At 74.8% G+C, this 25,596-nt stretch carries 23 protein-coding genes; 7 read left to right on the forward strand and 16 right to left on the reverse strand.

Translation table 11 applies throughout. The features are described from left to right. Positions 1–110 precede the first annotated feature (110 nt). Positions 111–1,664: a hypothetical protein gene (locus AB0K51_RS19805; protein ID WP_363456889.1), complete on the reverse strand. Its 1,554-nt coding sequence runs from the start codon at positions 1,662–1,664 to the stop codon at positions 111–113. A 170-nt stretch (positions 1,665–1,834) separates the two neighbouring features. Between AB0K51_RS19805 and AB0K51_RS19810 the strand changes: the two genes are divergently transcribed. Then, positions 1,835–2,575, forward strand: a complete 741-nt coding sequence (locus AB0K51_RS19810) for a DUF6348 family protein (RefSeq protein ID WP_363456892.1) — start codon at positions 1,835–1,837, stop codon at positions 2,573–2,575. Positions 2,576–2,620: 45 nt separating this feature from the next. Here AB0K51_RS19810 and AB0K51_RS19815 read toward each other — a convergent pair whose 3' ends face one another. The 3 genes from AB0K51_RS19815 to AB0K51_RS19825 form a co-directional block, all read right to left on the reverse strand. Next, the gene (locus AB0K51_RS19815) at positions 2,621–3,109 is read right to left on the reverse strand and encodes an NUDIX domain-containing protein (RefSeq protein ID WP_363456894.1); all 489 of its coding nucleotides are present in this window, start codon (positions 3,107–3,109) and stop codon (positions 2,621–2,623) included. Then, entirely contained in the window at positions 3,106–4,611 is a 1,506-nt protein-coding gene (locus tag AB0K51_RS19820) for an SDR family NAD(P)-dependent oxidoreductase (protein ID WP_363456897.1), read from the reverse strand. The genes AB0K51_RS19815 and AB0K51_RS19820 overlap by 4 nt, the downstream gene beginning before the upstream one ends. 100 nt (positions 4,612–4,711) lie before the next feature. Then, positions 4,712–5,653, reverse strand: coding sequence for an AEC family transporter (locus AB0K51_RS19825; protein WP_363456900.1), 942 nt, complete (start codon positions 5,651–5,653; stop codon positions 4,712–4,714). 145 nt (positions 5,654–5,798) lie between these two features. Here AB0K51_RS19825 and AB0K51_RS19830 point away from each other — a divergent pair, with 145 nt between their 5' ends. The 4 genes from AB0K51_RS19830 to AB0K51_RS19845 all read left to right on the forward strand — a co-directional run bounded on the left by AB0K51_RS19830 (position 5,799) and on the right by AB0K51_RS19845 (position 11,280). Continuing rightward, positions 5,799–7,277: an MFS transporter gene (locus AB0K51_RS19830; RefSeq protein ID WP_363456903.1), complete on the forward strand. Its 1,479-nt coding sequence runs from the start codon at positions 5,799–5,801 to the stop codon at positions 7,275–7,277. A 745-nt stretch (positions 7,278–8,022) separates the two neighbouring features. After that, positions 8,023–8,859 (forward strand): transglycosylase SLT domain-containing protein, encoded by an 837-nt coding sequence (locus AB0K51_RS19835; RefSeq protein ID WP_363456906.1) that lies wholly within the window; start codon positions 8,023–8,025, stop codon positions 8,857–8,859. Between the two features lie 162 nt (positions 8,860–9,021). Then, positions 9,022–9,651: a hypothetical protein gene (locus AB0K51_RS19840; RefSeq protein WP_363456909.1), complete on the forward strand. Its 630-nt coding sequence runs from the start codon at positions 9,022–9,024 to the stop codon at positions 9,649–9,651. A 189-nt stretch (positions 9,652–9,840) separates the two neighbouring features. Continuing rightward, positions 9,841–11,280, forward strand: coding sequence for a GuaB1 family IMP dehydrogenase-related protein (locus AB0K51_RS19845; protein ID WP_363456911.1), 1,440 nt, complete (start codon positions 9,841–9,843; stop codon positions 11,278–11,280). A gap of 108 nt (positions 11,281–11,388) precedes the next feature. On the opposite strand, the gene AB0K51_RS19850 is transcribed toward AB0K51_RS19845, so the two are convergent. The 4 genes from AB0K51_RS19850 to AB0K51_RS19865 all read right to left on the reverse strand — a co-directional run bounded on the left by AB0K51_RS19850 (position 11,389) and on the right by AB0K51_RS19865 (position 13,873). Then, on the reverse strand, positions 11,389–12,069 hold the full coding sequence (locus AB0K51_RS19850; protein WP_363456914.1) for a DUF5995 family protein: 681 nt from the start codon (positions 12,067–12,069) through the stop codon (positions 11,389–11,391). Between the two features lie 205 nt (positions 12,070–12,274). Beyond that, the gene (locus AB0K51_RS19855) at positions 12,275–12,694 is read right to left on the reverse strand and encodes an arsenate reductase ArsC (protein ID WP_363456917.1); all 420 of its coding nucleotides are present in this window, start codon (positions 12,692–12,694) and stop codon (positions 12,275–12,277) included. Between the two features lie 70 nt (positions 12,695–12,764). Further along, the gene (locus AB0K51_RS19860) at positions 12,765–13,514 is read right to left on the reverse strand and encodes an aquaporin (RefSeq protein WP_363456920.1); all 750 of its coding nucleotides are present in this window, start codon (positions 13,512–13,514) and stop codon (positions 12,765–12,767) included. Further along, a complete protein-coding gene (locus AB0K51_RS19865) occupies positions 13,511–13,873 on the reverse strand; it encodes a metalloregulator ArsR/SmtB family transcription factor (protein ID WP_363457010.1) in 363 nt (120 codons plus the stop codon). The genes AB0K51_RS19860 and AB0K51_RS19865 overlap by 4 nt, the downstream gene beginning before the upstream one ends. Before the next feature lie 148 nt (positions 13,874–14,021). On the opposite strand from AB0K51_RS19865, the gene AB0K51_RS19870 reads away from it, so the two are divergent. Further along, positions 14,022–14,513: an ArsI/CadI family heavy metal resistance metalloenzyme gene (locus AB0K51_RS19870; RefSeq protein WP_363456923.1), complete on the forward strand. Its 492-nt coding sequence runs from the start codon at positions 14,022–14,024 to the stop codon at positions 14,511–14,513. Positions 14,514–14,689: 176 nt separating this feature from the next. On the opposite strand, the gene AB0K51_RS19875 is transcribed toward AB0K51_RS19870, so the two are convergent. Continuing rightward, positions 14,690–15,472: a hypothetical protein gene (locus tag AB0K51_RS19875; RefSeq protein WP_363456926.1), complete on the reverse strand. Its 783-nt coding sequence runs from the start codon at positions 15,470–15,472 to the stop codon at positions 14,690–14,692. A 54-nt stretch (positions 15,473–15,526) separates the two neighbouring features. After that, entirely contained in the window at positions 15,527–16,513 is a 987-nt protein-coding gene (locus AB0K51_RS19880; RefSeq protein ID WP_363456928.1) for a hypothetical protein, read from the reverse strand. Between the two features lie 216 nt (positions 16,514–16,729). Here AB0K51_RS19880 and AB0K51_RS19885 point away from each other — a divergent pair, with 216 nt between their 5' ends. Then, positions 16,730–16,999, forward strand: coding sequence for a GlsB/YeaQ/YmgE family stress response membrane protein (locus AB0K51_RS19885; RefSeq protein WP_363456931.1), 270 nt, complete (start codon positions 16,730–16,732; stop codon positions 16,997–16,999). A 92-nt stretch (positions 17,000–17,091) separates the two neighbouring features. Here AB0K51_RS19885 and AB0K51_RS19890 read toward each other — a convergent pair whose 3' ends face one another. From AB0K51_RS19890 to AB0K51_RS19915, 6 genes are all read right to left on the reverse strand, one after another. Beyond that, positions 17,092–17,817, reverse strand: a complete 726-nt coding sequence (locus AB0K51_RS19890) for a BTAD domain-containing putative transcriptional regulator (RefSeq protein WP_363456934.1) — start codon at positions 17,815–17,817, stop codon at positions 17,092–17,094. Between the two features lie 128 nt (positions 17,818–17,945). Further along, positions 17,946–19,124 carry a hypothetical protein gene (locus AB0K51_RS19895; protein WP_363456937.1) on the reverse strand — a complete coding sequence of 393 codons (1,179 nt, stop codon included), beginning with the start codon at positions 19,122–19,124 and terminating at the stop codon, positions 17,946–17,948. 32 nt (positions 19,125–19,156) lie between these two features. Next, entirely contained in the window at positions 19,157–19,750 is a 594-nt protein-coding gene (locus AB0K51_RS19900; RefSeq protein ID WP_363456939.1) for a hypothetical protein, read from the reverse strand. 31 nt (positions 19,751–19,781) lie between these two features. Further along, complete coding sequence (locus tag AB0K51_RS19905; RefSeq protein ID WP_363456942.1) at positions 19,782–23,801, reverse strand: LamG-like jellyroll fold domain-containing protein; 4,020 nt, start codon at positions 23,799–23,801, stop codon at positions 19,782–19,784. 88 nt (positions 23,802–23,889) lie between these two features. Further along, positions 23,890–25,197, reverse strand: coding sequence for a baseplate J/gp47 family protein (locus tag AB0K51_RS19910; RefSeq protein WP_363456945.1), 1,308 nt, complete (start codon positions 25,195–25,197; stop codon positions 23,890–23,892). Then, positions 25,197–25,592 (reverse strand): hypothetical protein, encoded by a 396-nt coding sequence (locus AB0K51_RS19915; protein WP_363456947.1) that lies wholly within the window; start codon positions 25,590–25,592, stop codon positions 25,197–25,199. The genes AB0K51_RS19910 and AB0K51_RS19915 overlap by 1 nt, the downstream gene beginning before the upstream one ends. Between the last annotated feature and the right edge of the window lie 4 nt (positions 25,593–25,596).

Here is a 25,596-nt window from a genome sequence, read left to right on the forward strand (position 1 = left end):
CCTCGAGGCATCCGCCCGGACGCGGACCGGCGTGGCCCGTCGCGGACCTGCGCGGCCCGGGAAGCCCCGGAGCACCGAACGCGGTGCTCCGGGGCCGCCGCGTGTGCGGCTCAGCGCCGATCGCGGCGGTCGTCGTCCTCGTCGTCGTTGCGGCGGACCGGGAGGACGCGGCCGAGCTGGAGGGCCGCGTACAGCGGGTCCATCGACTGGCCCTCGTCGTCGAAGTCGTCCTCGTCCTCGCCGTGGTGCTGGCCGGGGCCGCGGTTGTTGCGCTGGGCGGCCGCCGCGTTGCGGACGGCGCCGCTGCCGGCGTGGCCGCCGCCTCCGCCTCCGCCGCCGTGCATGCCGCCCATCGCGCCGCCCATCGGCATCGGGCCGACCATGCCGCCGGCCTGGGCCTGCCGGCCGCCGGGGCCGCCGCTGCCGCTCCCGCCGGAGCCGGACGGGGAGCCGCTGGTGTGGGCCTCGGTCTCCAGGTCGGTGTGCGGGCGGCCGGTGGAGCCGCCGCCGCGTGAACTGCCCAGCGCGGTGGGCATGCTGAGCCGGGGGCCGAGCGCGGTGTTGACGTGCTCCCCGCCGCCGGGAGCGGAGACCCCGCCGCCGCCGGAACCGCCGGTGTGACCGCCGCCGGAGCCGCCCGCACCGGACAGCTTGGGGTCCTTCAGACCGAGGGTGTCGGTGCCCTGCCCGCCGTGCGAGCCGGTGAGCTGCCCGCCGACCGGGCCCAGCTTCGGCATCAGCGCGGCGAAGGAGGCCAGCCCGGCGTCGTGCGAGCCGCCGCCGGTGCCGCCGTGGGCGCCGCCCGGAGCGGTCAGCGCGTTCGGGCTGAACGGGTTGGCCATGGTGGAGCCGAGGCTGTTCAGGCTGAGCTGGGTGCTGTCCTCGTTCTCGTTGAGGTTCTTCAGCATCTTGTCCATCTTGCCCGCGGTGTCGCGGAACGAGGCGAGGATGCGGTTCAGCACCTCCTGGCCGATGGTCTCCAGGATCTTCTCGCAGGCGGCGATCACCAGCTTGCCGAACGGGTCGCCGGAGTCGCCGAGCTTCAGGCCGTGCACGGTGTTCCGGAACGCGTTGCCGTGCGACTCGATGTCGTCCGCGTTGCGCCGGATGTCGGCGGCGCAGGTGGCGAGTTGGGCCAGGTCGATGTTGAAGCCGTGGCCGGTGGAGTTGTTCGCCGGGGTCGGCGCGATCTTCTGTGCCGCGGTGTCGATCAGGTTGTCGATCGGCCGCATGAGGGTCTGGCCGAGGCGGCTGACCGCCTCCTCCAGCAGGCGGTTCATGATCTCCCGGCCGATCCGCAGCACGGCCGCGGCGCTCCACGGGCCGGTGGACGACGCGGCGGCCAACTGGGCCTGGATGGAGAACAGCTGAGTGATCGACTGGGTCTTGGCGATCTCGACCACCAGCGCCGCGGCGCGCAGCACCTTCGCGACCGTCTGGCAGGCCTCGACGATCACCGAGGAGTACTTGGTGATCGTGCTCCAGAGCTCGGACAGCTTGTCCGCGGAGTCGCCCTGATAGACCTGGTGGAGCGTGGTGAGCGCTTTGTCCGCCGTCATCTGGGCAGAGTCGAGCGCGGCCGCCAGTTTCTCCAACTGGTCGGCCAGGTGGTTCAGTTCGTCCTCATTGGCCCCGGGGAAGCGCACGCCGAGCAGACCCAGCACGTGCGAAAGCCCCGATGGTAGTTCCACAGCCATGCCGCCCCCAGCTGCTGCCCGCGGTAAGTCCCTGATCGCGCACTGCGACGATACACACCGCGTCCGCTTCGGACCACCTGGCTTCGGTCATCGAAGGGCCATTGTAGGCAAACCGGTACGACAGTACGGTGTGCGCCATGCGATGGGGATCATGGAAGCGCGGCCGGTCCGACTCCGGCCCGGGTACGCCCGGCGGGACCGCCGAACGGCCGTCCGTGCAGACGGTGTTGGGCGCGGTCGCCGAGGAGCTGACGGCGCTTCACGGCCAGGAGTGGCGGGTGGACGGCGAGCAGGTGCGCGGGCCCGGGCGGCTCGCGGTGCGGCTCGGCGGGTCGGCGGACGACCACCCGGACCAGGTCGAGCTGGTGTTCCTGGCCGACACCGACCGCCCGGGGACCGCGGTGCCGGACCGGGTGGCCGGGATCGGCGCGGGCAGCGAGGAGGCGGTGCGCCGCGCGGTCGAGGTGTGGGCCGCCACCTCCGGCGTCACGATGCTCGAACTCGTCGCCCACAACGGGCGGTTCGCCGGCCACCTGGACCCGCTCGACCAGGACGGGCTGCCCGGCTGGCACGCCATCCACGGCGGCATGGTCGGCTGGGGCACCGGCGAGCGGCACCACGCGGTGCAGGACTGGCTGGTGCGCCACCCGGTGCTGCCCGCCCTCGCCCCGGCGCTGGCCGGACCGCTCGGCCGGGACCAACTCGTCGGCGTGACCGTGTTCTTCGGCGGCCGGCCGGGCGAGGAGACCGCCGAGGTGCTGGTCGACGGCCGGGTCCACGAGGCCGCCTCGAAGGCGCTGGCCGCGCTCGACTGGCCGCGGCCGGCCGACGGCGAGGCGTACGCGCGGACCTTCGTGCTGCTGGTCAAGCGGGCCTGAGCGGCGCGGGGCTGCCGCGGGGCCCGTGCGGGGCCTGACGGGCCGTCAGAGCGCCTGCGGGGCCGTCGGGTAGCGCCAGGTGCCGGCAGGCGCCGGATAGTCCGGCAGCCAGGCCGCCAGGACCTGCGCCGACGGGTAGAACATCGGCTCGGGGAGCGCGTCGAGGGCGACGCGCTCCCAACCGGCGCAGGCGTGCGGCTCGGTGACGAACGCCTCGGCGGTGCTCGGCGGCGCGAGCACCGCCGCGGTCAGCCGGGTCCGGCCGAGCTGGTGGTCGAGCAGCACCGCCAGCACCCGCATCCGCCCGGCGGGCAGCACGATGCCGGTCTCCTCCGCCAACTCCCGGGCGGCGGCCTGCTCGAAGGACTCCCCGGGCTGGTCGACCTTGCCGCCGGGCAGCGACCAGGTCGGCGGCTCCCCGGCGGTGGTGCGCCGGCCGATCAGCACCCGGCCGTCGCCGGTCGGCACGATCACGCCCGCGCCGATCAGCGGCGGCAGGGCGTGGGCCGGGCCGGGGAGTCGAGGGTCCGTCACCAGTTGCCCTTCCGGTAGTCCTTGAGGAAGACGCCGTACAGGTCCTCGCCGGCCTCGCCGCGGACGATCGGGTCGTACACCCGGGCGGCGCCGTCCACCAGGTCGAGCGGGGCGTGGAAGCCCTCCTCGTGCAGGCGCATCTTCTCCGGGTGCGGGCGCTCGTCGGTGATCCAGCCGGTGTCCACCGCGGTCATCAGGATGCCGTCGGTCTCGAACATCTCCTGCGCGCTGGTGCGGGTCAGCATGTTCAGCGCGGCCTTGGCCATGTTGGTGTGCGGGTGCCCGGCGCCCTTGTAGCCGCGCTGGAACACGCCCTCCATCGCGGAGACGTTGACCACGTACTTGCGCCGGGCCGGGGACGCCGCCATCGCCGGACGCAGCTGGCTGATCAGGATGAACGGGGCGGTGGAGTTGCACAGTTGCACCTCCAGCAGCTCGATCGGGCTGACCTCCGAGACGCTCTGCACCCAGCTGTTGGTGTCCACCAGGTCCGGCACCAGGCCGCCCGCGTCGATCGCGGTGCCCGCGGCGATCCGCTCCGGGGTCGCCGAACCGGCCACCAGGGCCAGCGAGGTGACCTCCTCGGCGGTGACCTTCTGCTCCGCGCCGCGCTGCTGCCCGGGCAGCGCCGGGACGTCCACCGAACCGGAGTTGAAGCGCCCGATCACGGTGGAGGAGGGCAGCTCGCCGGCAGGCAGCGGCGCGGTCTCCGAGGCCACCAGCTCGCGGTAGGCCTCGGGGGAGCGGCGCACGGTCTGCGCCGCGTTGTTGATCAGGATGTCCAGCGGGCCGTCCGCGGCGACCTCGTCGGCCAGCGCCATCACCTGCGCCGGGTCGCGCAGGTCGATGCCGATGATCTTGAGGCGGTGGATCCACTCGTCGCTGTCCGGCATCGCCTTGAAGCGGCGGATCGCGTCGTTGGGGAAGCGGGTCGTGATGGTGGTGTGCGCGCCGTCGCGCAGCAGGCAGAGCGCGATGTACATGCCGATCTTGGCGCGGCCGCCGGTGAGCAGCGCCCGCTTGCCGGTCAGGTCGGCGCGGGCGACCCGGCGGGCCCGGTTCTCCGCGGCGCAGTCCCGGCAGAGCTGGTGGTAGAAGGCGTCCACCTCGACGTAGCGCTGCTTGCAGACGTAGCAGGAGCGGGCGCGCTCCAGGATGCCGGCCAGTTCGGTGGTGGTCTCGGTGCTCAGGCCGAAGACGCCGGCGGTCTCGTCGTCGATCCGGCCGGCCGCGCCGGTCGCGGTGCGCGAGGTCACCGCCCGGTCGTTGGCGGTCTTGCGGGCCCGGGTCTCCTGGCGGCGGCGCTGCTTGAGGGTGCGGAACAGGCCGCCGACCGCCATCCGGACGGTGATCGCGTCCGGGTGGTCCACGTGCAGCTCGTCCAGCTCGGCGAGGACGCTCAGGCAGAGCTCCAGGCGTTCGGGGTCGAGGCCCTTGCCGTAGTCGATCTCGTCCTGGCCGGTGTCCGGGCCGCCGTGCGGGCCGGTCTGCGCTTTCGTCACTGCCGATGCTTCCTATCGCCCCATGCGTACCGCCGAACTCTACGTGAGCGGCCCCGTCCGGGGCGAAGCCTGTGACCTGGGGCACCCCGCCGCACGATGCTCAACGGCCGCCCAGCGCCCAGGCGATGCCGGAGAGGGTGGCCATCGACAGCACGGTGGAGGCCAGCACCGCGGAGCGCACCAGCGCCGCGCCCGCCCGGTACAGGCGGGCGTACACGTAGACGTTCTGCGCGGTCGGCAGCGCGGAGAGCAGCACCACCGCGAGCAGGTGGGCCGGCGGCAGGTGCAGCACCAGCGCGCCGACGGCGAGCGCGGCGAGCGGCTGGACCAGCGTCTTCAGGGCGACCGCGACGGCCAGCTCGGCCCGCGGCACCCGCTGTGCGGCCGCGCCGTCGGAGGCGTGCAGCGACAGGCCGAGGGTGACCAGCGCGGCCGGGACGGCGGCGCCGCCCAGCAGTTCGGCGGAGTGCGCCAGCGGGGCGGGCAGGTGCCAGGAGAAGGCGGAGAACAGCGCCCCGAGGCCGGCGCCGAGGATCACCGGGTTGCGCAGCGGCAGCCACAGCAGCCGCCGCACCCGTGCGCCGCGGCCCCGCGCGGCGCCGGTGGCGGTGTCCAGCAGCGCCAGCATCACCGGGGTGACCAGCAGCACCTGGAAGAGCAGCACCGGAGCGACGTACGAGGCGTCGCCGAGCACCTGCGCGGCGACGGGGATGCCCAGGTTGCCGGAGTTCACGTAGCCCGCCGCCATGGTGCCGATCGCCTGCTCGGCGGGCCGCCGGCCGAACAGCCGCCGGGCGGCCGCCCAGCCCAGCAGGGAGGCGACGAGGGTGCCGGCCGCGAACGCCAGCATCGAGGTGTTGGCGAAGCTCGCCAGATCGGTCCGGGCGACCACGGTGAACAGCGCCGCGGGCATCGCCACGTGGAAGACGAAGCGGCTGAGCACCGCCTCCGCCTGCGCCCCGAGCAGCCCCGTCCGCCCGGCCAGCCAGCCGACCGCGGTCAGCACCCAGATCGGCGTGAACGCGGCCAGCAGAGGCTCCACCCCGGACACGGCGCCCCTTCCCACGACCTTGACCGCCGCCCGCGATCTTGACCGGCGCAGTCAACCAGGCGCCCGCGCCCGCCCCGCCACCGGGGTGGCCACCCCGCTCCCGGGCCCCTCCCGCATCAGGGATACCCTCCCGGATATGGGAACCAAGGCGACGGGGCCGTCCACCACCGCATTCGATGCCGCCGGGCGGCGCGTCCTCGCGGTCTGTATGGCCGCCGGCTTCACCACCCTGCTCGACCAGTCGGTGCTCAACATCGCCCTGCCCGACATCCGGGCCGCCCTGCACGCCGACCCCGCCCAGCTCGGCTGGCTGGTCGCCGGCTACTCGCTCGCCTTCGGACTCGCCCTGATCCCCGGCGGCCGGCTCGGCGACCTGTACGGCCGCAAGTGGCTGTTCGTCGGCGGCCTCGCGCTGGTCACCGCGGCCGCCGCGCTGGCCGGCACCGCGCACAGCGCCGACCTGCTGGTCGCCGCCCGACTGCTGCAGGGCGTCGGCGCGGGCTGCGTCAACGCGCAGATGATCGGCACCCTCCAGGACGTCTTCACCGGCACCGCCCGGGCCCGCGCGCTGGGCCTGTACGTGCTCACCGGCGGCCTGTCCACCGCACTCGGCCCGCCGGTCGGCGGCCTGCTGCTGGCCGCCGCCGGACCCGGCCTCGGCTGGCGGCTCACCGTGCTGCTCTCCACCCCGTTCGGACTGGCCGCCCTGCTGCTCGCCGTCCGGTACCTGCCGCCACCCCGGCCCGCCGCCCGCCGCAGCCGCCCCGACCTGCCCGGACTGGCCCTGGTCGCGGCACTCACCCTGCTGGTGATGCTGCCCGCGATCCGCCCGCCGCGACTCGCCGCCGGCCTGCTGTACGCGGGCGGCGCGCTGCTCGCGGTGCTGCTGCTCACCGCCTGGCAGCGCCACCAGACCCGGCGCGGCGGCGATCCGCTGATCCACCCGGCGCTCACCCGCTCCCGGCCCTTCCAGCTGGGCACGGTGATCGCGATGGCCCAGTTCGCCACCTCGATGGCGGCCTCGCTGGTCCAGACGATGTTCCTGCGCGAGGGACTGGGCCTGAGCGCGCTGGCCGCCGCCGCGGTCGCGCTGCCCGCCGCGCTGGCGATGGCCGCCACCTCCGCGCAGGCCGGGCGGGTGGTCCAGCGCCTCGGCCGGCACGCCGTCACCACCGGACTCGCGCTGCTGACCGGCGCCCTGCTCGGCGCCGCCCTCGCCGCCGTCCTGCTGCCCGCCGGGCCGCTCCCGTACGTGCTCGCCGTCACCCAGCTCGTCCAGGGCGTCTCCACCGGGCTGATCGTCGCCCCCAACCAGGCGTTCACCCTGGGCCAGGCCCCCGCCGAGGCGGCCGGCGTCGCGGGCGGCCTGCTGCAGATGTCCCAGCGGATCGCCGCCGCCGTCGGCATCGCCGCAGTCTCCGGCCTCTACCTGCGCGGCTCGGCCGGCCCCGGCGCCGCCCACCGCACCGCCTACGTCGACTCCCTGCTCGCCCTCGCCGCCGTCGCCGCCCTCGCCCTCCTCCTGTCCGCCCTCGCCGCCCACCGCGAGGCCGGGCCGACCGCGATGGCCCCCGTCGCCCCCGCCCACCGGCCGAGCGGCACCACGGTGCGCTAGGGCGTGCCTCTGGGTTATGTCGGGCGGTCGTCGGCGGGGCCCGGCTGCTCGTCAGCCGGAGAGCTGGGGTGGGGGGAGCCGTCGGCTGATGCGGCGAGATCCGGAACGCCCGGCAGCGGGCTCGGGGCGGGTGGTCGGGGGAGCCGTCGGCTGATGCGGCGTGGTCCGGAGCGCCCGCCCTCGGTGCCTCGGCGGACTCGCGGCGGCGGTTTCGCTCGCGCTCGGTGGCCTCGTGGCTGCGGCGTGTGTGCGGTGGGGTGGGCGGGGGCGAGCTGGGTCACACCGGTCGAAACCCCTGCCTGCCGTGGCCGCCGTCACAGCCGCTTCCGGCGGGGGCGGCCGGGACCCTTGCGGCGCCTGGTCGAGAGCCCAAATTCCCTGCGGCGCCGAGATGTTGGGCACCCCCTGTGAGCTTCTTCATAGACCCCCCGGTGCGGGCGTCCTGACGGGCGGTCAAGCCTCCCTCCCCGCACCGGAGATGGGTGCCCGAAGGGCCGGAAATCGGCCCGTTTCGGGGTGTTTGCCGCGCCCTGCGGGCTCGTGCAGAGTCGACGTTGTGCCCAGGGCCGATCCGAGTGCTCCGGGCAGAGGCGCAGCCGACCGCGAGACCAGCGCGGTGCCGCGCACCCGACGAGCAGAGCGCCGTCGGGCCGGCCGTCCCGGCCGTGGAACCCCGCACCGTCGCGGGGCCCCCGTATGTCCGACCGGGACCGGCATGACCTGAACCGACTCTCGGAGGTACCTCATGCGAGCGATCAAGAACAACCTCGGCCGATTGCCCAAGGTGCGGATGGGCCACCACCTGGGCCACCGTCGCCTGCCCGACGCCTTCCTCGGCGTCGGTCTGATCGGAGCGGTCGCCGTCGGCGCCGTGCTGCCGGTCAGCCAGGCGATGGCCGCGCCCGCCCACCGCACCGACGCCGCCGCCGTCGCCTCCGACGGCCGGAGCACCGACGAGACCGCCTCCCGCGGCACCGACCGCGCCGCGTTGCCCACCGGGCAGCAGACCCCGGCCGCCGAGCAGGCCCAGCCCGCGCAGCCGGCCGAGCAGCCCGCCGTGCAGCCGGCCGCTCCGGCCCAGCCCGAGCAGCCCGCCGCGCAGCCGCAGGCCGCCCAGCCCCAGCCCGCCGAGCAGCCCAAGGCCGCCGAGCAGCCCAAGGCCGCGGAGCAGCCGAAGCCCGCGGAGCAGCCGAAGCCCGCCGCGCAGCCCGCCGCGCCGGCCAAGCGCACCTACCCGAACAACCTGGACGGCTGGATCGCCGAGGCCCGCGACGTGCTCGCCGCCGCCGGCAAGCCCGTCCCGTCGGCGAAGGCGATGCGCGCCGCCGCGATCGCCGAGTCCTCCGGCAACCCGAACGCCGTGAACGGCTGGGACTCCAACGCCAAGGCCGGCACCCCGTCGATCGGCCTGACCCAGATGATCCAGCCGACCTTCCGCACCTACGCGCTGCCCGGTCACAACGACATCCGGAACCCCGTCGACAACCTGATCGCCAGCTCGCGCTACTGCGACGCGCGCTACGGCGGCATGGACGCCATGGCCGCCGCCCGCGGCTACGGCGCCTACTGGCGCGGCTACTAAACCCCGCACCCCCCGCCACCTCTCGGCCCCCTGCGACGCTTCGCAGGGGGCCGAGGTGCGTTCGGGGCCCGCGGTGGCCGGGAGGTGACCGTGCGGGAGGGCGCGTCGCCGGGGTGGGGCGGTGTGCGGGCCCGCGGGACCGGGGTGCGCGACGATGGCCGTATGGAGCTGTCGTCGTTCGCCCGTTCCCGGACCGCGCTGCACGCGGTTGCCGAACACCTGCTGGCCGGGCCGCAGTACCGGGCCGCCGGGACGATCCGGCTGCGCGCCTACCCCGGCGGGTTCGCGACCAGGTTCGAGCCCCGGCTGCGGGTGCGCGGGACCGAACTGCTCGTCGCCGGGCGGGCGCTCGCACTCGCCGGGGCGAGCTGCGCGGAGCTCGGCGCGGCCGCCGGGATCGTCCCCGGGCTCCCCGACGGCCTGTACGGCGACGGGTCGGGGGTGCCGCTCGACCGGCCGCTGGAGCTGGACGCGGCCGGGGCCGAGGCGGTGGCCCACTGCTTCGCGCAGGGCGACGCCGCGCTGCGCGCCCTGTTCGCCGACGCCGACCCGGTGCTGTGGCCGGAGCACTTCGACCTCGGTGTCACCGTCGACGCGGTGAACTACGGCGTCTCCCCGGGCGACGCCCACCTGCCCGAGCCGTACGCCTACGTCGGCCCGCACACCCCGCGCCCGGGCGCGTTCTGGAACGCCCCGTTCGGCGCCACCCGCACCCTCGCGGAACTGGGCGACCTCTCCGCCACCACCGCGTTCCTGGCCGAGGGCCGCCGGCACGCCGCCGAATCCTTGTAGCTTCCTCCAAGCCGCCTGCGGATCATCGCTTCCGCCCTTGTGGTGATCTTCAAGATTCAGGCGTGAGCTGGCTTCCACCCCGGGTATCAGTGAGTATTGAACGTTGGGTGCGGCGCGCCCGAGGTGCGCCGCACGGCAACAGCCGTACCGCGCCCCCGGTGTACGTTTCCCCAGCCAGAGAGCCCCGACATGCGCTTCCTGAACGACCTCAAGCCCGCGTACGACTTGACGTACGACGACGTCTTCATGGTCCCCAGCCGTTCCGCCGTGGGCTCCCGGCAGGGCGTCGACCTCTCGTCGAACGACGGCACCGGCACCACCATCCCGCTGGTGGTCGCCAACATGACCGCGATCGCCGGGCGCCGGATGGCCGAGACCGTGGCCCGCCGCGGCGGCCTGGTGGCGATCCCGCAGGACATCCCGATCGAGGTCGTCTCCGAGGTGATCGGCTGGGTCAAGCAGCGCCACCTGGTGCACGACACCGCCCTCACCCTGGCCCCCGGCGACACCGTCGCCGACGCGCTGTCGCTGCTGCCCAAGCGCGCCCACGGCGCGCTGGTGGTGGTCGAGGGCGGCAAGCCGGTCGGCGTGGTCACCGAGGGCGACTGCCAGGGCGTGGACCGGTTCACCAGCCTGTCCGAGGTGATGTCCCGCGACCTGCTGCTGCTGGACGCGGGCATCGAGCCGCGCGCCGCCTTCGACCGCCTCAACGAGGGCCACCGCAAGCTCGCCCCCGTGGTCGCCCCCGACGGCACCCTGGTCGGCATCCTGACCCGCAAGAACGCGCTGCGCGCCACCCTCTACACCCCCGCCGTGGACGCCAACGGCAGCCTGCGGATCGCCGCCACCGTCGGCATCAACGGCGACGTGGCCGGCCGCGCCAAGGCGCTGCTCGAGGCCGGCGCCGACGTGCTGGTGGTGGACACCGCGCACGGCCACCAGGAGTCGATGATCAGCGCGCTGCGCGCGGTGCGCGGCCTGGACCCGCACGTCCCGATCGTGGCCGGCAACGTGGTCTCCGCGGACGGCGTGCGCGACCTGGTCGAGGCCGGTGCGGACATCCTCAAGGTCGGTGTCGGCCCCGGCGCGATGTGCACCACCCGGATGATGACCGGCGTCGGCCGCCCGCAGTTCTCCGCCGTCCTGGAGTGCTCCGCCGAGGCCCGCCGGCTCGGCAAGCACGTGTGGGCCGACGGCGGGGTGCGCCACCCGCGCGACGTGGCGATGGCGCTGGCCGCCGGTGCCTCCAACGTGATGATCGGCTCCTGGTTCGCCGGCACCCTCGAGTCGCCCGGCGACCTGCAGACCACCGCCGACGGCCGCCAGTACAAGGAGTCCTTCGGCATGGCCTCGGCCCGCGCGGTGCGCAACCGGACCTCCGAGGAGTCCGCCTACGACCGCGCCCGCAAGGGTCTGTTCGAGGAGGGCATCTCGACCTCCCGGATGTTCATCGACCCGGCCCGCCCCGGCGTCGAGGACCTGATCGACTCGATCGTCGCGGGCGTCCGCTCCTCCTGCACCTACGCCGGCGCCGCCGACCTGGAGGAGTTCCACGAGAAGGCCATCGTCGGCATCCAGAGCGCGGCCGGCTACGCCGAGGGCAAGCCGCTGCACTCCAGCTGGGCCTGACGGTCCGTCCGCCGCGTCCCGGCCCCTCCGTCACCGGCGGAGCGGCCGGGACGCGGCGTCTCCGGGGGAGGAGTCGGCACGCGGCGTCTCCGAGGGAGGGGCCGGGGCTCAGTTCAGGCTGAGCGGGGTGAGCAGCGCCCGGCTGACCATCCCGACCGAACCGGAGAGCGCCGCCGCCACCGCCTGGAACGCCGGCGGCATCCGGCGCAGCTCCCACAGTGCGAGCACGCTGGCCCAGGCGGCGTCGCGGGCCTTGTCGATGCTCCACACGCCCAGCACGTGCAGCAGCGGATCGGCCGACCGCAACTCGGCGGGCTCCGGCAGCAGTTCGGCCCGCACCTGGGCCTCGACCCGGGCGAGCAGCGTGTTGATGCGCAGGTAGTCGTCGGCGAGCTGCTCGGGGGTGCGGCCCAGCATCCGGCAGGTGTCGACGACCGCGAGCGGCAGGTCGTTCTCGATGTGCGCGTTCATCCCGGCCAACGCGAACTGCAGCGGCTGCACGCCCGCGGCCCCGCGCAGCTCGAACAGCGGCCGCCAGCACGCCGCCGGCTGCCGCCCCGCGCGGCTGTCGTCGACGGCGGCCAGGTAGCGGGCGGCGAAGACCGCGTCCAGCGTCGCCATGGCGGCGGGATCGCCGAAGAACCCGTCGGCGAGGTGGTCGCGGACCAGCCGGGTGACGGTGAGGTACATCGCGTTGAACACCGCCACCCCGTCGGCGGCGGGCCACTCGGTGGTCAGCGCGGCCATCCGGTCGACCACCTGATCGACCGTCAGCACCGGTGCGGTCATGGGGAGTCCTCCAGGGCGGGATGACGGTCCTATGGTCTGACGAATCCAGCCTGGCAGGTGGGTGTGCCGTCGCCAAGGGGCGACACGGGTGTCGGGGATCAACGGACCGGCCGTCAGCGCCCAGCCGTCACCGGGCATCGCCGGGCCGCACCGTCCGGAGCCCGGCGGCGTCCGGGCATCGCGGTGCCGGTCACCGGCCCGGTGGCTACGCGACCGGGTCGATGCCGAGGTCGGCGAGCAGGCCGCGGACGAGCTGCTCGATCCGGTCGCGGGTCGGGCGGACCGCGGCGACGCCCTGGCCGGCCGGGTCCTCCAGCTTCCAGTCCAGGTACCGCTTGCCGGGGAAGTAGGGGCAGGCGTCGCCGCAGCCCATGGTGATCACCACGTCGGAGGCTTGCACCGCCTCGGTGGTCAGCACCTTCGGCACCTCGGCGGAGACGTCGATGCCGACCTCGGCCAGCGCCTCGACCACGGCCGGGTTCACGGTGTCGGCCGGGGCCGAGCCGGCGGAGCGGACCTCGACCCGTTCGCCGCCGAGGCGGGTGAGGAAGGCGGCGGCCATCTGGGAGCGGCCGGCGTTGTGCACGCAGACGAACAGCACGGACGGGACGGCGGGAGAGCTCACGGGTTCATCCTTCAGGCAGGGCAGGGCAGGGCAGGGCAGGGCAGGGCAGGGCAGGGCGTGGCAGACGGGTTCAGCGGCCGGCGCCGGCCGGGTGGTGCTCGCCGTGCGGGACCGTGACGTCCTCGGTGGCGGCAGCCGCGGGGCGGCCGAACAGCGCGCCGACCAGGGCGACGCCGACCACCAGGCCGACCAGCTGGGCGGCGACGAACGGCAGCACGGAGGCGGGTGCGATGCCCGCGAAGGTGTCCGTGAACGCCCGGCCGACCGTCACGGCGGGGTTGGCGAAGCTGGTGCTGGAGGTGAACCAGTACGCGGCGCCGATGTAGGAGGCGACCGCGACCGGGGCGAAGTGCGCGCGGCCGGTGCGGGCCAGACCGAGGATCAGCAGGATCAGTCCGGCGGTGGCGACGACCTCGCCCAGCCACAGGTGCGGCGCCCAGCGGTCGTGGGCGGACCAGTGCACCAGCGGCTCGGCGAACATCGCGTCCGCCAGCACCGCGCCGCCGATCGCACCGAGGATCTGCGCGGGCAGGTAGGAGGCGAGCTCGCGCGGGCCCGGCCCGTCACCGGTGCGGCGGCCGGTCCACCAGGCGGCCAGGGTGACCACGGGGTTGAAGTGCGCGCCGGAGACGGGGCCGAGCAGGGCGATCAGCACTCCGAGGCCGAAGACGGTGGCCAGGGAGTTGGCGAGCAGCTGCACGCCCACGTCCTGCGAGAGCTCGGTGGCCTGGACGCCGGAACCGACCACGACCGCGACCAGCGCGCCGGTCCCGACGAACTCGACCGCGGTCCGACGTCCGAGCGGAGCCAACTCGGTCATCTCGCACCGCCTGCGGTCCGGGCGGCGGTGCCGGCCGGGTCCTGGAGCGAGGGGGCGGTGCCGCCCGGGGTCTGGAGCAGGGAGGACAACCTGGCCAGCGCGGCGGGCAGCACCCAGTAGTAGACCCAGGTCCCGCGGCGCTCGGAGCCGACCAGGCCGGCCTCGCGCAGCACCTTGAGGTGGTGGGAGATGGTCGGCTGGGAGACGTCGAACGGGCCGGTCAGGTCGCAGACGCAGGCCTCGCCGCCCTCGTGCGAGGCGATCAGGGACAGCAGCCGCAGCCGCACCGGGTCCGACAGGGCCTTGAACATCTTCGCCAGGTCGGCGGCGGCTTCCTCGCCCAGGGGTTCGCGGACCATCGGCGAGCAGCACGCCACCGCGTCGTCCTGGCCGAGCACCGGCAGTTCCAGATTCGACATACGTCTATGTTGACAGTCATCTATGAGCAGAGGCAAGCTCGCTGTATCGACGGATGTCGAAACAAGACCTCGGATCGGGGAGACCGTCATGTCCCGTGTTCAGCTCGCCCTGCGCGTCGCCGACCTCGAAGGCTCCATCGCCTTCTACTCCAAGCTGTTCGGCACCGAGCCGGCCAAGCGTCGTCCCGGCTACGCGAACTTCGCCGTCACCGAACCCCCGCTCAAGCTCGTCCTCATCGAGGGCGAGACCGGCGAGGACACCCGCCTGGACCACCTCGGCGTCGAGGTCGGCTCCAGCGAGCAGGTGGCCGCCGCGACCGGCCGGTTGAAGGACGCGGGCCTGGCCACCTTCGAGGAGACCGACACCTCCTGCTGCTACGCGCTCCAGGACAAGGTGTGGGTGCACGGCCCGGGCAAGGAGCCCTGGGAGGTCTACGTCGTCAAGGCCGACGCCGGCACCCTCGGCAAGCGCGCCGACAGCGCGCCGCAGGCCTGCTGCACGCCGGGTGAGGAGGCCCGCGACCCGGCTCGGACCCCGGCCGAGACGGAGGCCACCGCCGGCTGTGCGTGCGGCAGTTGAGGCAGCGGACAGCCGGGAAGCGGGTGGGCATCGGGCGGGGTGGAGCCGCGTCGCTGCACCGCTGCTGACGTCGGTGCCGGAAAAGCGGCTGCGCGGCGCGCGGGCGGTGTGGCTGCGCTGCGGACGGAAGGTGGTCGAGCTGACCTGAGCGGGCGTCAGCGGGCCTCCCGCGGGTGTCAGCAGTCCTTGAAGGCGGTGCAGACCGGCTGGGCCAGCGCCTTCAGGACGGCGTCGTCGGTCGGGGCGGACCAGGCCGTCCGCGGCTTGGCGCCCTTGGCGGTCTGGGCCCGCAGCGCCAGCTCGGCCACCGCCCCGCCCGACACCGTCAGGTACTCGTGCAGCTGCACGGCGGTGCCGTCCGGCTGAGGCACCGTCAGGGTCGCGGCCAGCTTGTTGGCGGCGTCCTCGGTGGTCACCTCGACCCGGGCGCCGGGCGCGGTGCTCGCGCAGTCCTTCAGTTCGGCGATCAGCCCGCCGAGGAACTCGTACGCGGCCTGCGCCTGCGCGCTGGAGGTGGCCGGGCCCCAGCTGCCCACCGTCTCGTCGGCCTGCCAGTCGCCGGCCTGGGCGCCGCCGAGCGCGGCGGTGGCGGACTTCATCGGCCGGGGCAGGTCCGCGGGCCGCTTGCCCCGGCAGACCTGCTCGAAGACGAAGACCGGCTCGTCGACGCCCCTGGCGGACTTCGCCGGGGTGCCCCAGTGGTACACGGACTCCAGCGGCACCGCCTGCGGGCTGATCCACACCGCGGGCAGCGGCGAGGCCTTCCCGCCGCCCGCCGAGACGGACGGCACGGCGGCCGACGGCGGGGCGGAGGACGGCGGGTCCGAGGCCGGGGCGGCGGCCGGGGAGGACGGGGCCGCGGCCGGCGAGGAGGCGGCCGGGGCGGGGGTGTCGTCGGGCCCGCAGGCCGTCAGGACGGCGAGGCAGGCCGCGGCGGCGGCGAGGCGGAACGCGCGCACGATGAAGGAATCCCCAGGGTGAAGGTCGGACGGGATGGCGGGAGCGGCGGCGGATCAGTACCAGTGCGGCTTGCGGCCCGGGTCCGCCTGCTGCACCTTGGCCGCCAGGTCGTGGCCGTCCGGGGAGACGTGGTAGCGGCTCATGATGTAGTCCATCGAGGCCGCCGCGTTCGCCACCGGGTCGTAGATGTCGGTGGAGGTGCCCTTCACGTGGTGCTCGGCGAAGGTGCCGGGGGTGGTCTGCCAGCCGCCGCGCGAGCAGTTCAGCGGCGCGCCGTCGGCCTGCACCGGCCCGTTGACGTTGACGTCGCCGGGGCCCTGGTTCACCTGCCACTTGGGCGAGTTGTAGCTGGACTCGCGCAGCGCGATGGTGAGCATGCCCTTGGTCCACGCCTCCCGCGCCTGCGGGTCGGTGATGCCCATCGCGTCCAGCGCCTTGCCGATGTACTCCCGGCAGGCCGCCTCGCCGCTGCCGTACTTGCCCTTGCCGCCGAAGGTGACGTCGCCCTTCGCGATCTTGCCGTCGTGCGAGACCGTGGGCGTCGGGTCGTTGCCGTGCTGGGTCGGCCCGGTCTTGCCGTGCTCGCCGCCCCCGGGCTTCTTGTCCCCGCCGCCGGTGTGCTTGCCCTGGCCGGGGTGGTTGCCCGTCCCGGGGCTCTTCGGCTTGGCCTTGTGCTCGCCGCCGGCCTTGTGGACGCCCTCGTGGACCTTCTTCTCGGCCTCCTGGTAGCGCTTGATCACGGTGGCGATCTTCTGGGTGTCCTCGGCCAGCTCCTTGGTGAGCTGCTCCTTGGCGGCGTGCAGCCGGTCCACCTGCTGGTTGATCGCCTCCACCTGCTGGAAGACCTGGGTGGCCACGGCGGCGAAGTTCAGCACGTTGCCCATCGCGCCGGACGCCAGGTCGGTGGCGACCGCCCGGGCCATCACGCCCTTGATCTGGCCGGTCCGCTGGGTCATCTCGCTCATCCGCTGCTGGACCGTCTGGAACTGCTGCTGGATCTTGGCCAGTTCGTCGAACCGGACCCCGAAACTCGCGGCCACCGCGTCTCTCCCCCGTAGGACCTGACATGCACTCAGGACGTTTATCCCACCACAGCGCATCCGCTGGCAATCACGGGCCCCTGCCCTACCCACAACCGCCATCCGGCAAACCCGGCGGCCGCAGGGTTCGCCGAGATGCCCGGCCGCGCGCCGCGCGCGATCATGGCAACTGCTCGCTGTCGCCCAGTCAGCGCCCGACCGGAAAGGCTGGGGTTCATGTTCCAACTCATCTGGATTCTGCTGATCGGCTTCGTGCTCGGCATGCTGGCCAAGCTGATCCTGCGCGGCCCGCAGTCCATCCCGTGGTGGCTGACCATGCTGCTCGGCGCGGCGGGGGCGTGGCTGGGCAACCTGGTCTCCGGCTGGATCGGGGTGCGGCACACCGGAGGCATCGACTGGACCAGGCACCTGCTGCAGATCGGCTTCGCGGTCGCCCTGGTGGCCCTGGTCGCCCCGGCCTGGGGCAAGAACCGCGTCGGACGCTAGCTTCCGGCTCCATCACCGCCCGTCGAGCACCCGGCTCGGCGGGCGGTGTGCTGCCCGGACGGCGCGCGTTCACCCGAACGGAGTAGCGCCGGTCAGCGGGGGTCGAGCCTGCCCGGAGGCAGCATGGTGGTGAATATCGGCGAGGGCTCCAGGCCCAGCTCGACCCGGGCCAGGTGGCGGTAGGCGTGGTAGTGCCGGACCGCCTCCACCAGGTTGTGCTCCGCCAGGTGGACCGCGACCACCGCGCGGTGGGCGCTCTCCCGCAGCGGCTCGATGCTGACCCCCGTCAGCGCGGCGTCCAGCGCGAGCGCGTACTGGCCGTGCCGGGCCAGCCGGCCGCTGAGCGACTCCAGGGCGTGCAGCCGCAGTTGCCGCAGCCGCTCGCGCTCGAAGACCACCCACTCCTCGTCCCAGCCCGGGAGCAGCTCGCCGGCGAACAGCAGCCCGGTGCCGCGCTGGTCGCCCGGCGGTCCCTCGGTGTCCACCACCCGCAGCGCGGTGCGGGCGAAGGCGTGGGTGTCGACGCTCAGCTCCTCGCGGAGGGCGAGCAGCTCGCCGTGGCACTCGAGGACGGGCCGGCTCGCGCGGTGCAGCCGCCACAGCGTGGTGCGCAGGCTGCCGTACGCGTGCTCCTCGGTGACCTCGGGCCAGAGCGTGCCGGCCAGGACGCCGCGGGTGGTCGGGCCGTTCAGGGCGAGGAAGGCGAGCAGGCGGCGGCCGGGGGTCTGGACGGCGACCGAGGCGCCGTCGGCGTCCTCCAGCCGGAAGGTGCCGAGCAGCCGCAGTGCGGGTGTCGGCAGCGACGTGTCGTACACCATCGGGGGCCCGTTCTCTCTCCCGGGAACTCCCGCACAATATACCCGAGTTCAGGGCATTTCCGGCACGCTGCGCGACCGCGCCCGGACGCTGGGTGAGCAGGTCCGGGCGCGGGTCGCTTGACGGTGGGTCAGCAGCTCCACCAGTCCGGGACGTGCATCGCGACCAGGCGGGCGCCGCCGAGCACGGTGCCGTCGTCGGTCTGCTGCACGATGTCGAGGGTGTGCACCTCGCCCGGGTCGCCCTCGCACTCGAGGGTGACCAGGACCGGGGACAACTCGCCGGGCCGGATGGTCAGTCCGGCCCCGCAGCCGTCGCCGCCGTGCCCGCCCCAGCCGCCGCCCGGGTCGCCGCCGCCCCAGCCGCCACCGGGGCCGGGACCGCCGTCACCACCGTTGCCGTCCTCCGCGCCGCGCAGGTGCACGGGGCCGCCGCCCTGGCTCTCGCCGTCCTCGCAGTGGCGGTTGGTGCGGACGGTGAACTGGGCGTCGTGCCCGGCGACCCGGATCTCGGCGGGCTCGGGCATGCCGGTGAGCATCAGCCGCCCGCCGCCGCGCAGCCAGGTCCGCTCCAGCGGTTCGGTCTGGCAGGGCGCCGGGACCACGGGCGGCTTCGGCTTGCCGTCGACCAGGTCGACGAAGCAGTGGGCCAGCAGCAGTTCCTGCTCCACCGCCCCGATACCGCCCTCGCGGTCGAGCTCCCAGGCCCGCGCCTCGAAGTCCGCGGCCTCCACACCTGCGTTGGCCAGCCGGAGGACGAGGCTCTTGAGCTTCTGGGACGCCGGCAGCACGGCGATGTTGCGCTGCGCGTAGTGGCGGTCGTTGAACACGTCGAGGAACCCGCCGAGCCGTTCCGCCCCGTCGGGGGCGGGCTGCCCCTCGTAGTAGCAGTTGACGGCGATGCAGAGGTGGCCCCCGTTCTTGGTCTCGTCCCCCGACAGCGCGTTCCAGGTCAGGTGGGCGACGCGGGACTGCGTGCTGGACAGGGGGTCGTCGATCTGGGTCCTCACCCCGGAGGTCCCGTTGGTGCTGGGCCGCGACGAGGCCGGTCCGACGCCGCCGGCGGTGTAGTCGCAGACCCAGGCCTGGACCTGGACGCCGGTGTACGGCGTCGGATTGGTGCTGTTCACCGTGACGTGGATGTAGTTGGCCCCGATGTACGCGGCGGGCGTGTTCGGGTCCGTCGGACTGGTCTGGGTGTTGCCGTTGGCGTCGGTCAGCCAGATCTCCGACGAGGCCCAGGGCGTGGAGCCGGGCGGGATCGCGGACTTGCCGTCGTCGTCCGACTTGTACTTGACGTAGAGGGTCATGCGGTCCGGTTCCTTGCTGTGGTGGCGGTCGGTCAGGAGGTGAGGCAGGTGATCTGGAAGCAGCTCAGCCGGACGTCGGCGGGATTGGTCGAGTTGCTGACGTCCGCGACCAGGAAGTAGTGGTACTGGTCGTTGTCGACCTGGGCGGCGGGACCGGCCGGCACGGCGGTCGAGGTGTCGAAGTCGCCGGTCCCGAGTGTCAGTTGGACGACCTGCTCGCTGGCCGACCCGGCGGCGAGGCTCTGCCGGCGGAGGGTGACGTGCAGGGCGCCGACGTCCTTGTGGCCGCAGGCCCGCAGCTCCTTGATGGTGCTGCCCTGCGGGAGGGAGACGGACATCATGCCGTTCGCGTTGTCGGTGTCGTTGGGCTTGGCGGCGCCGCCGGTCACGTGCGTCCACGGGGTGCCCGTGGCGACGAGCGTCGGGGTGAGGGTGATCTTCACCAGCTTGGGCGGGGGCGTCTGGAGGGCGCCGGCGATCTGCGCGATCACCTCGGCCAGGCGGGCGAACTCCGCTTCCAGGGCGTGGAAGCGGATGTTGAAGCCGTTGTCGCCGGCGGCGCGGACCCGGTCGACGTTGTCGACCCAGTCGGTGTGTTTGAAGCCGGGGGTGTAGCTGACGCTCATCGGGGTGCCCTCCTCGGGACGCGGGCGGCGGTCACTGGTCGAGGCCGTAGGTCCAGCCCGGTGGGCGGGGGCCGCGGGCGCGGAAGTCGGGGTAGGTGTACGGCGGGAAGGGGTCGAGCAGGGCGGCCTGGAGTTCGGGGACGTGCGAGCGGATCAGGGCGGTGTCGACCTCGACCCCGATCGGGCAGAGGTGGTTGAGCACGTTCATCGCCAGGTCGTACTGGTCCTTGCTGATCACGAACCGCCCGCCGCCCTGCTCGACGGCCTGCAGCGCCGGGGACGGCTCGACCCGGAAGGTGTAGGGCGGGGTGGCGTCGGAGAGCTGCAGCACGGCGCGGACCCGGACCGGGCCGGCGCGCAGGCCGAGGACGCCGGTGCGCGGACGGGTGGTCCCGGTGAGGTGGGCCTGCGCGCCGCCGGTGACCCGCAGCGACCAGACCAGGCGTTCGCCGAGGCCGGTGCCGAGCGGCCAGTTGGCCAGCAGGTCGCCGTCGGCGGCGTCGAGCACGCCGACGGTGTCGGCGACCTCCGCGCTGCACCCGACGTAGCCGCGGGTGGCGTCGGCGGCGACGGCTGCCGCACCGGGCAGGGCCAGCGAGCCGGGCAGGCCGGGCAGGGTGTGCGGGGTGCCGTCGGCCTGGCGCAGGCGGACCTGCCCGCCGGCCGGGTCGAGGACGTAGAGCACGGTGCCGGCGGGGTCGAGGGCGAGGGCCGTGGGCGCGGGTCCGAGGTCGGTGAACGAGGCCTGGACGGCCGCGGTGGCCAGGTCGACCACCTGGAGCGCGCCGGGCACGGTGACGTACGCGCGGCTCGCGCCGACGGCCAGGCCGCGGGGCGGGCCGGACAGCGCCACCGTCTGCGCCGCGGTGAAGCCGGGCAGCGCGACCGCGCGCAGCACGCCGTCGGCGGTGGCGGCCCACAGCCGGGACCCACCGGGCTCGCTGCGCACCGCGACCACCGGCGAGCCGAGGTCGAGGGTCCGGGTGACGGCCCGGGCCACCGGGTCGACCTCGGCGAGGACGCCCGAGCGCAGCCCGGCGTAGGCGCGCGGCTGGGTCGGGTGGTGGACGACGTCGGACGGGGCGGCGGGCAGCGGGATCTGCCCGGCGACCCGGGTGTCGGCGGTGGTGAGGACGGTGAGCGTGGTGTCGCCGGTGTCGGCGACCAGCAGCCGGGCGCCGTCGGGGGCGGCGGCCAGCGCGCCGGGGGAGAGACCGACCTTCACGCAGGCGGTCACCGAACCGCTCGCCGGGTCGAGCGAAGTGACGCTTCCGGTACCGGAGTTGACGGTCCAGAGCCGGCCGGCGGCGAGCGCCAGGGCGGCGGGCGCGGCGCGGGCGATCTCGAAGGTCGCGGTGCCGCCCTCGTCCACGGTGTCGGGGCCGCTGATCGGGGTGGCCGGGCCGGCGTCCTGATCGAGCGTCAGGACGGTGCCGTCGTTGGCGACGCGGCTGAATCCGGCGGCGTGGGCGAGCGCGCCGAGCCGGGCGAGGGTCGCGGTGGAGCCGCCGGGCGCGAGGGTGACGGAGCGTCCGGCCGCCGCCGGGCCGGTCGCGCCCGCGTCCCAGGCGGAACGCAGCTCGGGGTCGCCGGGCGGGAGCAGGGCGGCGAGCGCGGTGAGGCGGGCGGCGAGGGCGGGATGGACCCGGCGGGTCTGCGGCCCGGCGCCGGCGGGACGGGCGTACCGGGCGGGGGCGTCGACCAGGTGGACGGGGTGCAGGCGCTCGTCGGGGCGCAGCGGTCCCGGGGCGGGCCCGCCCGGCCGGCCGGTGGCGGCGATCGAGGTGCCGGCGGGCAGCTCGGCCAGGCCGATCCGCAGCGTCCGCGCGGCGGAGAACGCCCTTCCCCGGTCGCGGAGTTGGACCTCGATGACGAGTTCGCCGGGCAGATCGGCGTGCAGCCGGACGTCGCGCTGGTCGGCCCGGTCGGTGATCGAGGCCCGGCCGTCGCCGCACGGGACGAGCGACCAGCGGACCGCCGCGCCGGGCGGCGGCGCCGGTTCGAGGCGCAGCGCCAGGACCTGGCCGGTGAGCACGTCGGAGCCGTTCTCGGGGGTGGCGGTGCCGCCGGAGCCGGTGAGGATCTCCAGCGAGCCGGTGGAGCGGACGGCTGCGTACACCAGGCCGGGGTCGAGGCCCGGGGCCGGCAGGTGGGCGGCGAAGCCGAAGCCGGCCCGGACCGCCTGGGCGGCCAGCTGCTCCGGCGGCAGCACCGAGTGGCTCAGCAGCACGGCCCGGCCGACCGCGCGCAGGTCCGCGGCGGCCGGGTCGAAGCCCTGCCGGACGCGCAGCCGGCCCGGGCCGGCTGCCAGGGCGTCCAGCAGGGCGCGCAGGGCGGTGCGGGCCGGGACCCGCAGCAGCCGCGGGTCGGCCTGCGGGCCGGGCGCGGGGGGTACGGGCGGGGCGGGCGGCGGGTCGAAGTCGGCGCGCGGGTCGGTGGCGTCGACCAGCAGCGACGGCGCGAAGCCCTCCCGGTCGGGCGCGCCGAGGACGTCCGCCTCGGTCAGCCCGCGCCGCCCGGTGTCGTCCAGGGTGTCGCCGGCCGGGAGCCGGACCGGCAGGACGGTCAGCAGGCGGGTGGACTGCAGCAGGGTGGCGTCGGTGTCGGTGACCTGGAACGGGTCGGGCACCCGGTCGGGGCGGCCGGCGACCTGGACCTGGCCGACCACCTCGTTGAGGGTCTCCTGGACACCGAGCCGGGTGGGCAGGACCCACCGGCGGAAGGCCCGCAGCCGCCGCCGGTAGGAGGCGTCGGACTCGCCGAGCACCGGATGGAAGGCGGTGCGGGCGACCGTGGACAGCCGGACCTCGTCGACGGTCCCGGCGAACGCGGCGGTCGGGTCGGGGCCGGCCCGGCCGATCCGCAGCAGCGCGGTGTTGGCGAGCGGGCCGGTGAGCGCGGGCGCGGCGGGGGTGGTGGCGGTGGCCGCGACGGCGGTGAGCGGGGCGAGGGCCACCGTCTCGCCGTCGACCAGCAGCCGGACCTGCGCGGCGGCCCGGTCGACCACCGCGGCGAGGTGGCTGAACCGGACGACCGGCAGGCTGCGGTCGGCGTACAGGTCGCGGGAGGCGGCGCCGTCGCCGATCCGCAGCCGGACGTTGCGGGCGATGCCCCGGCCGAAGTCGCCGACGCTCAGCGCCCAGCCGGCCTTGGTCGGGTCGGCGGGGTCGGGGTGCTTGGAGAGCACCGCGCCCTCGCCGGTGGCGGAGTCGGGTTTGACGAAGCACTCGGCGGTCAGGCTCGCGGCGGCGCCGGTGTCCAGCGCCGGGTCGTGCGGGACCGCGATCTCCGCGGTGGGCGCCGCGAACCGCATCCCGGTGCCGAACCGGCCGGGCACGCCCGCCCGCACCCCGCCGGTGGCGGTCCCGGGGTGGCCCGCGCCGCCGCCCAGGTACAGCGGCCGGCTGTCCTGCACCGGGGCGCCCGGCGCGTCGTCCAGGTGATGGAGCGTCAGGGTGTCGTCCTCCTGCCCGTACGGGCGGGGCGGGAAGCGGGGCACGCCGAGGTCGTAGCCGATCCGGTCAAGGGTGGCGCCGAAGGCCCGCTCGCTGGAGCGGACGGTCCGTCGGATGTCCGCCGCGAACCGGTCGAGCACGTCCCGCTCCACCCCGGCGACCCAGAGCAGCCGGGCGAGGTTGCCGAGCAGTGCTGTGAGCCGCCAGGTCTCCGACACCGGGAGGGCGGTCGGCGTGGGGTCGCAGGCGACGGTGCGCAGCACGGCGCGGGCGGCGTCGGCGGCGGGCAGCACCACCGCGAAGGACGCCCCGGCGACGGTGTCGGCCGGGACGGCGACGGTGACGGTGCGAAGCGCGCCCGCCACCAGGTAGGCGACCGTGAGGGTGCTCGCCGCGGGCACGTCGACGACGGCGGTGAGCACGTACAGCGGTCCGGGATCGACGTCGAACCGGGCCCGGTGCTCGGCGAAGTCGTAGGCCACGACCTCCGCGGCACCGCCGGGGGCGGGCTTGAGCGGCAGGTCGAGGGTGTCCGCGCCGCGGGCGAACGGGGCGGTGAGGGCGGCGGTCATCCGGGGGAGGGCGGCACCGGTCATCGGGGCGTCACCTCCGGCTGAGCGACGAGGAGTTGGGGGCGGGCGGGACCCCGTCGGAGTCGGAAGCGGCCGGGGCCCGGGGGGCGTGTCATCGGGGCATCACCTCCAGGTCGAGGAGGGCCGAGTCGATGGTGAAGACGGCGATCTCGGTGGGGCCCATGACGAGGTTCTCGCCGGGGGCGGCTTCCACCTGGTCGGTGGCGAAGGGGACGCCGCCGAGGGTGATGCGGCCGAAGACCGGGGGGCAGCGGCGCAGGCGGAGGTCCTGGACGTCGCTGACGCCCGGCTGTTCGACCAGGGCGCGCATGACCTGGCTGTAGCGGACGTCGCCGCCGAGCGCGAGGCCGCCGATGTCGGCGGCCAGCCGTTCGGTCAGCGCACCGACCAACACCTGCGCGTCGTAGCCGGGTTGGGTGATCAGGCGGGCCCGCAGGCCGACCTCGATGTGGTCGGCCTCGACGACCTGCGGGTGGATGCCGACCGGTCGGACCCGGTCGATCGCCGCGGTGACCTGCTCGAACAGGCCGCTGACCGGCCCCTCGGTGCGCCAGGGCCGGGCGAACTCGTGGGCGACCACCACGCTGAAGAAGTACGGTTCGCCGATCCGCCGCTCGTCGCTGAACAGCCGCTGGTCGAAGGGGAAGACGCCGAAGTAGCTCTGCGAGACGTCGACCCCGCCGAGCGGATCGGAGAGCAGCACGTCCGTCACACCGGGCACGGACAGCACCGCCTCGCGGACCGCGGCCGGCGTCCACATGGTGCGGGAGCGGCCGAGCAGCCCGCTGCGGTAGGTCTCGTCGTCCTCCTGCGCGGCGCCGCCGGTGAAGGCGCGCGGGTTGGTCACCGTGAAGGTGGTCGGCGGGGCGACGTTGAGGTAGTGCGCCTGGTAGTCCGGGTCGATCGCGACGATCTGACGGGCCGTCACGTCGCCGCCCGGTCCGGCGACGAAGGCCCGGGCGCCGACCGTCGCGGTGTCCGCGGCGGCGCTGAGCCGGACGGTGGCGGTGGTGTGGAAGGCGGTCACCGGGGCGGCGGTGACCAGTACGGTGCCCTCGGGCAGCACGTACACCCGGTCGGGCAGCGGGTTGTGGACGGTCAGGGTGACCTCGCCGGCGGAGGCCAGGTTCGGCCGCCGCACCCCGAGGTCCTCGCCCAGCAGGTCGAGGTCGTCGCCGAGCGCGGTGGACAGGAAGCCCGCGTAGTAGAGGTCCTCCAGCCGTCGCCACAGCCGGGCGTCCTCGGCGGCGGTGACCTGGAGGACCTTCATCAGCGCGCTGGTGTCGGTCAGGTCGGTGTCCGGGCCGAACGCGGCCTTCGCCCGGTCCCTGGCCTCGTCGCGCAGGGTGTGGAACTCCTTGCGGACGAAGCCGCGTTCGGTGATCCCGTAGTCGGCCATCAGAGCGCCACCTCCACCGGCACGGTGTGTTCGGCGCCGTCCACCGCGAGCAGGGTCACCCGGACCTGCCACAGGCGGCGTGAGCCGCCCGGCGGGTCGAGCACCTCGATGTCGCGGATCTCGCGTACCCGGGCGTCGCCGCCGAGGGTGCGGACCAGGCTGAGCCGCAGCAGGTCCTGGGCCTGCCGGGCGGTGACGGCTCGGGTGAACACCTCGGTGACGTCCAGGCCGTAGTCGGTGGCGAACCGGTCGCTGCCCAGCGGGGTCAGGACGCGCAGGACCAGGGCCTGCACCAGGTTGGGCAGCCCGGCCAACTCGGTCAGCCGGCCGTCCTCGACGGCCAGGTCGCCGTCGCGCAGCTCCAGGCCGTGGCCGAGGCTCGTCGTGCTCGCCATGTGC

It is taken from the genome of Kitasatospora sp. NPDC049285, assembly GCF_040678815.1.
In the GTDB taxonomy this organism is placed as follows: domain Bacteria; phylum Actinomycetota; class Actinomycetes; order Streptomycetales; family Streptomycetaceae; genus Kitasatospora.